Below are 13974 nucleotides of genomic sequence, written 5' to 3' on the forward strand. Positions count from 1 at the left end.
GCTTCCCTTTGAGGACGGCGCTCGTGGCACTCTGCGCCTGCAACCCGGCTGCACCTCTCCCTGCGTGTGGAGGTGGATCTGCAGCCGATGACCCACACAGCAGAGAGAGCGGTGCTCCTGCGCAGAACGGCGCAGCTGGCGCTGCCGGCCACGCTGGGAGCGGCCATGACCCCGCCGGCGCTGGAGGTCTCGGTGGTGCCCACGGCGCCATCAACGCAGGTGGACCGGGCGGCGCCGGGAGCCAGGGTGCGGGCGGAAGTCAGGGGGCTGGCGGAGGCCAAGGTGGCAGCGCTTCGGCCACGATCTGCCTGCCTCATGGCGAACATGGCCAGCCCGCGCCACCTGGGACGCCCTGCCCCGATACCGACCCGTGCAACGGGAGTGAGGCTTGCGACGGGGGCGGTCATTGTGTCGCAGGTCCGCCTCCTGCGATTGATGATGGGAATCCCTGTACATTCGATGCTTGTGATTCCGTGAATGGCGTGACGCACACGGCTTGTGCGCCGCTGGATCGCACGGTGGCCACATTGCCAGCGGACGGGCTGGCATTTCTCCTCGAAGGCGCTGAGCCCATCCAGACCGGCGCGGACCCGGGGATCCTTTCCCCACGGCGCGCGGCTGGGCTTCGAGGCACGGTCCGCACCGTCGACGGCAGCCCGCTGTCTGACGTCACCATTGCGCTCCTCGATCACCCCGAGCACGGCACGACGCGCACCTTTGCGGATGGTGGTTTCACGATGGTGGCTCGAGGGGGCGGTTCGCTCGTGGTCACCTACCAGGCCGACGGGTTCTTACCGGCAGCCCGTCGGATCGACGTTCCGTGGCAAGGCTACGCGCACGCCCCGGAGGTCGTGCTCGTCCCGCTCGATTCTCATGTCACGCTGCTCGATCTCGACACCGCTCCTCCGTATGCCGAAGCCCGCGGCAGCGTCGTCACCGATGCCGACGGCACGCGCCAGGCCACGGTGCTGTTTCCGCCAGGTACGACAGCGGATCTCCTGCTCCCGGATGGCACGCTCCAGCCCATCAGCACGCTGAGCTTACGCGCGACCGAGTTCACGGTCGGGGAGCGCGGCCCGGCGGCGATGCCCGGGGAGCTGCCGCCGACGAGCGGGTACACGTACGCCGTCGAGCTGAGCGCGGACGAAGCGCTCGCAGCAGGTGCGGTGAGCATCGAGTTCAACCAGGCGATCCCGTTTTACGTCGACAATTTCCTCGGCTTTCCTGCCGGCACGGTGGTGCCGATGGGCTACTACAACCGCGCCCGGGCGGCGTGGATCCCGTCGGACAATGGGCGGGTGATCGAGATCGTCGACATTTCGGGTGGCCTGGCGAGGCTAGACACGGAGGGTGACGGTGCGCCGGACGACAGCGCCACACTCGATGCGCTCGGCATCACGCCGGAGGAGCAAGCGAAGCTCGCGCAGCTCTACGCACCCGGGCATTCGCTGTGGCGGGTGCCGATCCAGCATTTCACGCCGTGGGATTGCAACTGGCCGTATGGCTTCCCGGCGGATGCCTGCGTCCCGCTGAGCCTGACCTGCTCGATGGAGGACGGCGAGGAAGGCGAGGGCGGCGAGGGCGGCGACGAGAACCGCGATCCGGACCGGAGTGAGCCGGAGCCCGCGGCCTGTGAAGAGAAGGGCTCGATCATCGACTGCGAGAACCAGGTGCTCGGGGAGACGCTGCCGATCGTGGGGACGCCGTTCTCGCTGCACTACCGGAGTGATCGCGCGGCGGGTCATGCGGCGCGGAGCACGCTGACGATCCCGCTCGCGCGGGGAGGGGTTCCTGCCTCGGTGAAGCGCATCGAGCTGCACATCGAGATCGCGGGGCGTCACCTCGAGCAGTCGTTCGCCTGTCCATGCGAGGCGAGCAGCGAGACGACCTTCGTGTGGGACGGCAAGGATGCCTTGGGCCGCGAGACGCAGGGTGAGCAGAAGGTCACGGTGCGGATCGGGTATGTCTACGAGGGGGTGTACCTCGCTCCGGATGACTTCGGGCCTGCGTTCGGTGCGTTCGCAGGGGCGGAGCTCTCGAACAGCCGCACGCGCAGTGAGGTGACGACCTGGAAGCGATGGGAAGGGCGGCTCGGAGGGCTCATGGCGTCGGCGCTGGGGCTCGGCGGGTGGACGGTGGACGCGCACCACGTCTACAGCCCGGGGGCGGAGGTGCTCTACCTGGGTGATGGGCGGCGGCGCACGGGGGCGGCGCTGGGCACGGAGCTGCGGACGGTCGCGGGCAAGGGGGGAACCACGGGGGCGCTCGGCGATGGGGGGCCTGCCATCAGCGCGCCGCTGGATACGGTCTCCGGGGTGGCGGTCGGTCCGGATGGGAGCGTGTACCTCAGCTCGACGGGGCAGGCGCGCATCCGGCGGGTGGATCCGGAGGGGGTGATCTGGGCGGTCGCTGGGACGGGGGTGAGCGGTGGTGCGGGAGATGGGGGGCCGGCCTTGCAGGCGCAGGTACAGGCGCCGAGGGGGCTGGCGCTGGGCGCGGATGGGAGCCTGTACGTCGCGGAACAAGGTGGTCATCGGGTGCGCAAGATCGCGGTGGATGGGACGATCACCACGGTCGCTGGAGACGGGACGGCGGGGTTCTCGGGGGACGGGGGGCCGGCGACGCAGGCGCAGCTCCGGAATCCGTTCAGCGTCGCGGTGACCGACGACGGCACGCTGTTCATCGCCGACACGCAGAACCACCGGATCCGGCGGGTGGGGCTGGATGGGACGATCACGACGGTTGCGGGGACCGGAACCGCGGGGTTCTGGGGGGATGGAGGGCCAGCGACGGCGGCACGGCTGGGGAGTCCTCGAGGGGTCGTGGTCGCGCGGGATGGTGGGTTGTTCGTCGTCGACCACGACAACCACCGGATCCGGCAGGTCGATCGGCGGGGGAGGATCACCACGTTTGCGGGGACGGGTGTCGCGGGGACGACGGGGGATGGAGGGCCGGCGCGTGCGGCTCGGCTGCGGAACCCGACGGCTGCGGTGCTGGATGGGGAAGGGACGCTCCATGTAGGGGATAGCACGGGCTATCTGATCCGGAGGATCACGCCGGATGGGGTGATCCATGCGGTCGCGGGGACGGGGAGCTGCTGTGAGGTTCCGCTGCCTGAAGGAGAGCGCGCCCTGAATGCGCGCGTCGGGACCATCGGGCAGCTCGCGCTGGGACCGGATGGAGGGCTCTACACGGCAGAGATGGTGCTGCATCGGGTGCGGCGCATCGCTCGGTCGCCGCTGCCCGGAGTGGCGCTCACCGAGCTGGCCATCCCGAGCGAGGATGCGCGGAGGGCGTACGTGTTCAGTGGGACGGGGCGGCACCTGCGCACGATCGATGTGCGGACGGGGGCGACGTTGCTGGGGTTTCAGTACGATCCGGCGGGGCTGCTCATGGCGATCCTGGATGGGGATGGGGCGCTGCTGACGATCTCGCGGGGGGCCAGCGGGACGGCCACGGGGCTCACTGGAGCGTTCGGGCAGACGACTGCGTTGAGTCTCGATGGGGAGGGGTTGCTTGCCACCGTCACCAACCCGGCCAGCGAGAGCACCACCCTCGGCTACGACACCCGCGGGCTGCTCACGCGACGCACCGATGCGCTCGGTCGTGAACATGCCTTCGCGTACGACAACCTGGGGCGGCTCACCGAGGACAGCGATCCTGCGGGCGGGAGCAAGACGCTGACGCGCAGTGGGGCCGGGAGCGGGCGTGCCGTGAGCGTGACGACGGCGCTCGGTCGGAGCACCACGTATGCGGTCCAGCGTCCGGGGGCGGCCGAGGTGCAGCGGAGCGTCACCAACAGCGCCGGGCTGACGGGGACGAGTGGTCCAGGTGCTGCTGGACAGACGGCGATGCAGCTTCCGGACGGGCGCGCGGTGCGCTGGTCGCTGGCGCCGGATCCGGTGTTCGGGATGCTCGCGCCTTACCGGAAGCAGGAGAGTGTCACCACGCCAGGGGGCAGGACGCTCACGGTGACGCGCTCGCGCAGCGCCACGCTGTCGAACCCTGCCGATCCGTCGAGCTTCGTCTCGCTTCAAGACATCACAAACATCAATGGAAAGTCATTCGTCGACGTATATGCACGAGGCACACGGACGACGACACGCACGACACCGGCAGGCCGGAGCTTCGTCACGACGACGGATCTGCAAGGCCGGGTCGAGCAGATCGTGGTAGCAGGAATGCATCCCGTGCAGCTCACCTACGGGCCCCACGGACGCCTCGCCGCCATGACACAGGGGATGCGCACGATCTCGCATGCCTACGGTCCGCACGGGTTCCGGGTCAGCACGACCGATCCGCTGAGGCAGGTGGAGGGGTTCGTCGTCGATCCGGTGGGGCGCGTGCAGGAGGCGCTGCGGCCGGATGGTGACGTGGTGCTCTACGGTCATGACCTCGTCGGGAACCTCGTCTCGGTGACGCCGCCGGGACGACCTGCACACAGCTTCGGGTACACGGCGCTCGATCTGCGTGCGACGTACACGCCGCCATCTCCAGCCGCTGGACCGACAACACCGACGCAATGGGGCTATGACCTCGACGGTCAGCTCGCCACGACGACCCTGCCTGGTGGTGCGACGCAAACCCATGCGCGTGATGCGGCGGGGCGCCTTGCCGAGCTGACGTTTGCCGGGGGAGCCGTCGCGCGTACGTACCACCCGACCACAGGCAAGCTCACGTCCATCACGGGGCCTGCTGGCGTTGATTTGAGCTTCAGCCATGACGGCGAGCTGCTCACCGACGTCACGTGGACAGGTGCCATCGCTGGAGCACTCCACCGGGTCTTTGACAACAATCACCAGCTCGCAGAGGAGCAGGTGAATGGTGGGCACGCGGTGGTGTTCGGGCGGGATCCTGATGGGCTGCTCACGAGTGCTGGGCCGCTCACGCTCACGCGCGATCCCCAGAACGGCTTGCTCACGAGCGTCACTGTCGGGCAGGTGGTCGAGACGCTGAGCCATGACGCCTACGGCGAGATCATTGGGCGAAGCGTGATGGTCGATGGCGCTGCCTCGATGACGGTTGCCTACAGCCGCGATCTGCTCGGTCGCATCGTCGAGAAGACCGAGATGCTGAACGGCATCACCCTCGTCACCGGCTACGACTACGATCTCGCCGGCCGCCTGCGCGACGTCTACCTCGACAGCAGCCTGGCGCTTCACATCGATCACGACGAGAACGGGAATCACCTCGCTCGTGTCACACCCGATGCCATGATCGAGGGGCACTTCGATGCACAGGATCGTTTGCTCTCTCAAGGGGACCTCGTCTTCACCTATGACGACGCGGGGACCCTGGAAAGCCGAACCGACACCGCAACCGGTGACACAACGCACTACAGCTACGACGATCTCGGCAACTTGCGGCAGGTGTCGCTGCCCAGCGGTTCGGTGGTCGATTACGTGGTGGATGGCCTCGGACGTCGTGTCGGCAAGAAGGTCGACGGTACGCTGGTGCGGGGCTGGGTTTACCGTGACAGGCTCCAGCCGGCTGCCGAGATGGGCGCGAGCGGCGCGGTCGTTGCCCGCTTCATCTATGGCGACAGGATCAATGTCCCGGAGGTGATGCTCAAGCAAGGCGCGGTGTATCGGCTCATCACCGACCACGTCGGCAGTGTACGGCTCGTCATCGACACTGCCACAGGCGCGATTGCCCAGCGGATCGATTACGATGCCTTTGGCCGCGTCCTGCTCGACACCAATCCGGGCTTCCAGCCCTTCGGCTTTGCGGGTGGGTTGTACGATACAGACACGCGTCTCGTGCGGTTTGGTGCGCGCGACTACCAGCCAGAGACGGCTCGGTGGACGGCCAAGGATCCACTGCTGTTCGATGGCGGCGATACGAACCTCTATGCCTACGCGCTGGGGGATCCGGTGAACCGCATCGATCCCACTGGCAAATACGCTGAGGCGCTCCCGTGGTTCGGGGCTGGAGTTTTCACCCTGAGTTTCCCCATGCTGCTCCCCGTGGTGACGACGGGAGCCATCGGCGTCTGCATCATTGCCGCGATGCTCCTTCTCGACAACGACATTCCTGATTTCGAAGAAGAGGAGAGTCTTCGACGAGAGTGTGAAGCCATCAGAGATGCAGATGTGGCCCATTGTAATCGTCTGCCAAAGCATCGCAGGCGTGCATGTTTTTCTAGCTCGAACGAGCGATACGCGGCGTGCGTGACGCGCAAGCCGCTGCCTCCTCTTTTTACCGGCGGATAGGTCGCGCGATGTCAGAAAGAAAGAAGCCTTCGGAGCGATGGATAGCGCGGGCTGAACTCGTTCATGAACGTGCTGATGGGCCGCTCAAAAAGGTCGTCATCGAGATCGCCGCCCCCACCAGAGCAAGCAAGCACGATTCCCACGAGTGCAGATTTCGCATCACGGGCCTGTATGCGCAACCTGTCGACCAGGTGATGTATGGCGACGGGAGCTTCCAGGCACTCGTCCTATGCATACAAAAAATCGGCATCGAGATCGCGATTGCAAAAAAACGGCGTAATCTGGCGTGGCCAGACGAAGAGGGAGGCGAGCTGGGATTTCCGTTCGATCTCTATGAGGACAAGCGGTCGTCTGACGAGTCGTCATTTCTGTGTGAACCGGACATGTCCCTCAGAGACGCAATTCTGGCGGAGCTGGATCGAGTGAAAACGGAGCCCCAGAAGGCCGCCAAGGCCCTCAGGCGTCTCCGGTTGCATTGTATTGCGCTGGATTATGCTGATGCCGCAATCAAGTGTATACAAGGGGAACTCGCGGCGACTCGTCTGTTGCAAGATGACGACAAGGTGGACCGGCTGATACGGATCCTGGCACATGCACAGCCGACCGCCGAGAACTTGCTTGCTGCGGCATTCACGTTGGCGAAGCAAGGGCGGGCCCAGGAGGCACGGAAGCAACTTCTGAGAGCATCTGCTGTGGCCGAGAGGGGATCAGGGACGTACATGCGAATATCGAAGGCTCTTCTCTCACTGCGAGCACATCAATCTACGTCGGAGACGAATAGTTCAGACGACGACGAGGTGGCGGAGGGAATGAAACCGCGCTGACCTTTCTGATGTATTCATTGGACTGCAGCACCCCTGGCAGCCGGCGTGGAACCGCGGGACTTACGGCAACCGAAAGGACTGTGGTGGCTGTTTCAGAGAATGAAAACGTTCGGGCGTCTGGCCATTTGATCGATGCCCACTGCCTGGAGACTGCGGTTGATGCAGGATTTGCATCTTTGCGATGAGTGCCATCAGAATCCTGGTATCCAGCGAGATGTTGGTGGCCGGAGCGTGCGTCTGTGCGACCAGTGCGCCGATCTGCTTCGTGTACGCATGCCCTTCGACGAGACGGTGATGGATGTCATCCGATTGACGGATTCTTCGCCAGAGGAGGCACTTCGACTTCTGGAACGCTTGAATGCAGAGAATGAGCTTCAGGATCACGATGGATGGCTCGCTGAGCCTCTCCGTCGACCGACCGTAGTGTCCCGGCTTCGGTCCGTCGCGTTGCCTGCTCGATGGGCTCCAGCATCAGGCTCGGGGTCGGCGGGAAATTCGTGGATCGCGAGGACCCCAGAAGCCGGGGATCGGGTGGATCCGAGGCGCCTCACGGTAGGTGCTGGCACGGCAAAATTGCCCTCGACAGGTGGCAATACCAGGGCTCCTGGGGAATCGTCTTCCGACAGCATGAGGCACGGTACGTGCTGACGGAGGGGTGGCGCCGCGTACATCGCAGTGTCGACAGGAGGGCTTTCCTTCGATGCGATCGAAGATTCACCGCCTCCCTCTGGGGACGGCGCTGGTGGTGCTCTGCGCCTGCACGTCGTCTGCTCCTCGCCCGGGGGGGAGGGGGGCGCTGGTGATGGTGCGCCTCACGGAGATGGCGGTGGTCATGCCGCGAGCGGCGGGGCTGGCGCGTCAGGGGTCGGCGGCCATGGGGGGCGTGGGCCGGAGCTGGCCGGAGCGGGTGGCTCAGGGGGCGGGCATGGCGGCACCGGAGCGGGTGGGCAAGGCACGACAGCAGGGCAGGGCGGGGTAGCAGGGCAAGGTGGGGCAGCAGGGCCAGGAGCGGGCGGAGGACAGGGTGGCGGTGCGTCGGTCACGGTCTGCTTGCCCCTTGGAAACCAGGGGCCTCCCGCGCCTCTCGGTACACCCTGTCTCGATGCGGATCCTTGCAATGGGGACGAGGTATGCGACGGGGCCGGTCATTGTGTCGCGGGTCCGCCTCCCGCCATTGAGGATGGGAATCCCTGCACATTCGATGCTTGTGATTCCGTGCATGGGGTCACGCACGCGGCCTGCGCGCCCCTCGATCGCACGGTTGCGACCTTGCCCGCGGACGGGCTGGCGTTTCTCCTCGAAGGCGCTGAGCCCATCCAGGCTGGCGCGGACCCGGGGATCCTTTCTCCGCAACGCGCTGCTGGGGTTCGTGGGACGGTGCACACCGTCGACGGCGACCCGTTGCCCGAGGTGACCATCGCGCTGCTCGATCACCCCGAGCACGGCACGACGCGCACGTTTGCGGATGGCGGGTTCACGATGGTGGCTCGAGGGGGCGGCTCACTCGTGGTCACCTATGAGGCCGACGGGTTCTTACCAGCAGCGCGTCGGATCGATGTTCCGTGGCAAGGCTACGCTCAGGCCCCGGATGTGGTGCTCGTGCCGCTCGATCCGCAGGTCACGCCGATCGATCTCGATACCGCCCCTCCCTATGCCGAAGCCCGCGGCAGCGTCGTCACCGATGCGGACGGCACGCGCCAGGCGACGGTGCTCTTTCCGCCAGGTACGACAGCCGATCTCCTCTTTCCGGATGGAACGCTCCAGCCGATCAGCACGCTGAGCTTACGCGCCACGGAGTACACGGTCGGTGCGCGGGGCCCAGCGGCGATGCCCGGGGAGCTGCCGCCGACGAGCGGGTACACGTACGCCGTCGAGCTGAGCGCGGATGAGGCGCTCGCAGCAGGGGCAGTGAGCGTGGTGTTCAACCAGGCGATCCCGTTCTATGTCGACAATTTCCTCGGGTTCCCTGCCGGTACGGTGGTGCCCATGGGCTACTACGACCGCGCACGGGCGGCGTGGATCCCGTCGGAGAATGGGCGTGTCGTCGAGATCGTCGAGGTCTCGGGCAGTCTCGCCGTGCTCGACACGAACGGCGATGGCGAGCCAGACGACAGCGCGACGCTCGATGCGCTGGGGATCACGCCAGAGGAGCAAGCGAAGCTCGCAGCGCTCTACGCGCCCGGCCATTCGCTGTGGCGGGTGCCGATCCAGCATTTCACACCGTGGGATGCGAACTGGCCGTACGGATTTCCGGCGGATGCCTGTGTGCCGCTGAGCCTGACCTGCTCGATGGAGGGGGGCGAGGGCGAGGGCGATGGCGGAGGGGATGAAAGCCGTGATCCCGACCGGAGTGAGCCCGAGCCGAGCGCTTGCGAGGAGCGAGGCTCGATCATCGATTGCGAGAACCAGGTGCTCGGGGAGGCGCTGCCCATCGCTGGGACCCCGTTCTCGTTGCACTACCGGAGTGATCGCGCTGCGGGTCACGGTGCGCGGAGTACGCTGACGATTCCTCTCGCCCGGGGAGGTGTTCCGGCTTCGGTGAAGCGTATCGAGCTGCACATCGACATCGCGGGGCGGCACATGGAGCAGTCGTTCGCTTGTCCTTGCGCGCCGAGCAGCGAGACGACCTTCTCCTGGGACGGCAAGGATGCTTTCGGGCGGGAGACGCAGGGGGAGCAGCCGATCACGGTGCGGATCGGGTACGCCTACGAGGGCGTGTACCAGGCGCCGCGGGATTCAGCGCCAGCCTTCGGGGCGTTCGCGAGCGAGGACATCGCCTACAGCCGCACGCGCAGTGACGTGATCGCGTGGAAGCGATGGCAAGGTCGGCTCGGAGGGCTCACGGCGTCGGCGCTGGGGCTCGGCGGGTGGACGGTGGATGTGCACCACGTCTACAGCCCGAGCGCGGAGGTGCTCTACCTGGGGGATGGGCGGCGGCGCACGGGGGCTGCGCTGGGCACGGAGCTGCGGACGGTCGCGGGCAAGGGGGGGACCACGGGGGCGCTCGGAGATGGGGGGCCTGCGGTCAGCGCGCCGCTGGATACGGTCTCCGGGGTGGCGGTGGGACCGGATGGGAGCGTGTACCTGAGCTCCACGGGGCAGGCGCGCGTTCGGCGGGTGGATCCGGAGGGGTTGATCTGGCCGGTCGCGGGCACGGGGGTGAGCGGCGGTGGGGGAGACGGCGGGCCGGCCTTGCAGGCGCAGGTGCAGGCGCCGAGGGGGCTGGCCCTGGGCTCGGACGGGAGCCTGTACGTCGCGGAGCAAGGTGGCCATCGGGTGCGCAAGATCGCGGTGGATGGGACCATCACCACGGTCGCTGGAAACGGGACGGCGGGCTTCTCGGGGGATGGGGGGCCGGCGACGCAAGCGCAGCTCCGGAATCCGTTCAGCGTTGCGGTGACCGAGGACGGGACGCTGTTCATCGCCGACACGCAGAACCACCGGATCCGGCGGGTGGGGCTGGATGGGACGATCACGACGGTGGCGGGGACCGGAACTGCAGGGTTCTCGGGAGATGGCGGGCTGGCGACGGAGGCACGCCTCGGGAGTCCTCGCGGGGTCGTCGTCGCGCGGGATGGTGGTTTGTTCGTTGTCGACCACGACAACCACCGGATCCGGCAGGTGGATCGGCGCGGGAGGATCACGAGCTTCGCGGGGACAGGTGTCGCGGGAACGACCGGGGATGGAGGGCCGGCGCGCGCGGCGCGGTTGCGGAATCCGACGGCCGCGGTGCTGGATGGGGAAGGGACGCTCTACGTGGCGGATAGCACGGGCTACCTGATCCGGAGGATCACGCCCGCAGGGGTGATCCACCCGGTCGCCGGCACGGGGAGCTGCTGTGATGTGCCCTTGCCCGAAGGGGAGCGGGCCCTGGTCGCTCGTGTCGGCACGATCGCTCAGCTTGCGCTGGGGCCCGATGGGGGTCTGTACACGGCCGAGATGGTGCTGCACCGGGTGCGGCGCATCGCGCGCTCGCCACTGCCCGGGGTGGCGCTCACCGAGGTGGCCATCCCGACGGAGGATGCGCGGAAGGCGTACGTGTTCAGCGGGACGGGGCGGCACCTGCGCACGATCGAGGTGCGGACGGGGGCGACGCTGCTGGGGTTTCAGTACGATCCGGCGGGGCTGCTCACAGCGATTCAAGACGGGGACGGGGCGCTGCTGACGATCTCGCGCGGCGTCGGCGGGATGGCCACGGCACTCACTGGAGCGTTCGGGCAGACCACCACGCTGAGTGTCGATGGGGAGGGGTTGCTGGCCGTCGTGAGGAACCCGGCCGGCGAGAGCGACGCCCTCGGCTACGACGCCCGCGGGCTGCTGACGCGAAGGACCGATGCGCTCGGTCGTGAGCACAGCTTTGCGTACGACAACCTGGGACGGCTCACGCAAGACAGCGATCCTGCTGGCGGGAGCAAGTCGCTGACGCGGAGTGGGGCCGGGAGCGGGCGTGCCGTGAGCGTGACGACGGCGCTCGGTCGCAGCACCACGTATGCGGTGCAGCGCCCGGGGGCGGCTGATGTGCAACGTAGCGTCACCAACAGCGCCGGGCTGATGGGGACGAAAGGTCCTGGTGCCGATGGACAGACGGCGATGCTGCTTCCGGACGGGCGCACGGTGCGCTGGTCGCTGGCGCCGGATCCGGTGTTCGGGATGCTCGCGCCTTACCGGAAGCAGGAGAGTGTCACCACACCGGGAGGACGCACGCTCACCGTGACGCGGGCTCGCAGCGCCATGCTGTCGAACCCTGCCGACCCATCCAGTTTCACGTCACTCCAGGACATGACGAACATCAACGGAAAGTTGTTCGTCGACATCTACCAACGCAATACGCGCACGACGACACGCACGACACCGGCAGGCCGGAGCTTCGTCACGACGATGGATCTGCAAGGTCGGGTCGAGCAGATCGTGGTAGCAGGAATGCATCCCGTGCAGCTCACCTACGGGCCTCACGGGCGCCTCGACGCCATGACGCAGGGAATGCGCACCATCACGCATGCCTACGGTCCGCACGGGTTTCGGGTCAGCACGACCGATCCGCTGGGGCAGGTGGAGGGGTTCGTCGTCGATCCGGTGGGGCGCGTGCAGGAGGCGCTGCGGCCGGATGGTGACGTGGTGCTCTACGGTCATGACCTCGTCGGGAACCTCGTCTCGGTGACACCGCCGGGCCGACCTGCACACAGCTTCGGGTACAACGCGGTCGATCTGCGGGCATCGTACACCCCACCGCCGCCGGCCGCTGGGGGGACGACATCGACGCAATGGGGCCATGATCTCGACGGTCAGCTCGCCACGACGACCCTGCCTGGCGGCGCGACGCTGACCCATGCGCGGGATGCGGCGGGACGCCTTGCCGAGCTGACGTTTGCCGGGGGAGCCGTCGCGCGGACGTACCACCCGACCACAGGCAAGCTCGCGACGATCACGGGTCCTGCTGGCGTCGATTTGACCTTTTCCCACGACGGGGAATTGCTCACCTCGGTCACCTGGACAGGGGTCATCAGCGGCACCATCCATCAGGGTTACGACAACAATCTAAAGCTCGCGCAGGAGCAGGTGAACGGCGGGCACACCGTGGTGTTTGGGCGAGATCTCGACGGGCTGCTCACGAGTGCTGGACCGCTTACCTTCACGCGCGATCCTCAGAAAGGCTTGCTCACACGGATCACCATCGGGCACGTGGTCGAGACGCTGAGCCACGATGCGTATGGCGAGATCGTCGGGCGAAGCGTGATGGTCGATGGCTTTGCCCTGATGACGGTCGCCTACAGCCGCGATCTGCTCGGTCGCATCGTCGAGAAGACCGAGACGCTGAGTGGCATTACCCACGTCACCGGCTACGACTACGATCTCGCGGGCCGTCTTCGCGAGGTCTACCTCGACAGCAGTCTGGCACTTCACATCGACCACGACGAGAATGGGAATCACCTCGCTCGTGTCACGCCCGATGCCGTGGTCGAAGGGCACTTCGATGCGCAGGATCGTTTGCTCTCCCAGGGAGATCTCACCTTCACCTTCGACGACGCGGGCACCCTACAGAACCGCATCGATACTGCGACCGGCGACACCACGAACTACAGCTACGACGACCTCGGCAACCTGCGCCAGGTGATGTTGCCTGGCGGAACGTTGATCGACTACGTGGTCGATGGTCTCGGACGCCGTGTCGGCAAGCGGATCGGTGGGGCGTTGAGTCAGGGTTGGCTTTACCGCGACAAGCTTCAGCCGGCTGCGGAGCTCGGTCCGACCGGCGCGGTCGTAGCCCACTTCATCTACGGCGACAGGATCAATGTCCCGGAGGTGATGGTCAGAGAAGGCGCCGTGTATCGACTCATCACCGACCATGTCGGTAGCGTGCGTCTTGTCGTCCATGTCGCGTCGGGATTTATTGCTCAGCGCATCGAATACGATGAATTCGGTCGGGTCTTGCTCGACACCAACCCTGGTTTTCAGCCCTTTGGTTTCGCGGGTGGGCTTTACGATCACGACACTTCCCTCGTGCGGTTTGGCGCTCGCGATTATGATGCCGAGACGGGTCGGTGGACGTCCAAGGACCCCCTCCTCTTCGAGGGAGGCGATACGAATCTATATGCGTACGCCGCAGGGGACCCGAACAATTTCGCAGACCCGACAGGGCATGTTGCCATTGCCGTCATTGCTCCGATGCTGGCACCTGCGATGGAGTATCTGCTCTATGTGATTGGTGCGGGGATCCTGGTGTCCAGTCCTACTACACCGATCGAGGACGTGTGCGCATGGGTGAAGCCATATGTCGATCCTTCATGGAGGGACAAGTGTGCGAAGATCAAGGACATCTGCATCGATGATTGCTGTGAGGCAATGTCGCCGTATCAGTGTGACGGTAGCCCGTATCATCGATGCATGAAGGAGTGTCTCGATCAGTATGGTTGCTGGGGGATTCAATATTGAACTCATGC

General features: G+C 66.3%; 5 protein-coding genes. 4 read left to right on the forward strand and 1 reads right to left on the reverse strand.

Annotation, left to right across the window (positions count from 1 at the left end; genetic code table 11):
• The first annotated feature begins 473 nt into the window (after positions 1–473).
• Together CMC5_RS18095 and CMC5_RS18100 are read left to right on the forward strand one after the other, a co-directional pair.
• Positions 474–6212: an NHL domain-containing protein gene (locus CMC5_RS18095; protein ID WP_050431598.1), complete on the forward strand. Its 5739-nt coding sequence runs from the start codon at positions 474–476 to the stop codon at positions 6210–6212.
• A gap of 8 nt (positions 6213–6220) precedes the next feature.
• A complete protein-coding gene (locus CMC5_RS18100) occupies positions 6221–7036 on the forward strand; it encodes a DUF6968 family protein (RefSeq protein WP_156338696.1) in 816 nt (271 codons plus the stop codon).
• A gap of 60 nt (positions 7037–7096) precedes the next feature.
• Here the strand turns inward: CMC5_RS18100 and CMC5_RS18105 are convergent, their stop codons facing one another.
• A complete protein-coding gene (locus CMC5_RS18105) occupies positions 7097–7420 on the reverse strand; it encodes a hypothetical protein (protein ID WP_050431600.1) in 324 nt (107 codons plus the stop codon).
• Between the two features lie 316 nt (positions 7421–7736).
• Between CMC5_RS18105 and CMC5_RS44675 the strand changes: the two genes are divergently transcribed.
• Complete coding sequence (locus CMC5_RS44675; RefSeq protein WP_050431601.1) at positions 7737–8015, forward strand: hypothetical protein; 279 nt, start codon at positions 7737–7739, stop codon at positions 8013–8015.
• Between the two features lie 236 nt (positions 8016–8251).
• Positions 8252–13966 carry an NHL domain-containing protein gene (locus tag CMC5_RS18115; protein WP_050431602.1) on the forward strand — a complete coding sequence of 1905 codons (5715 nt, stop codon included), beginning with the start codon at positions 8252–8254 and terminating at the stop codon, positions 13964–13966.
• Positions 13967–13974: the final 8 nt, after the last annotated feature.

Origin of the sequence: Chondromyces crocatus (assembly GCF_001189295.1) — a bacterium.
Lineage (GTDB): Bacteria > Myxococcota_A > Polyangia > Polyangiales > Polyangiaceae > Chondromyces > Chondromyces crocatus.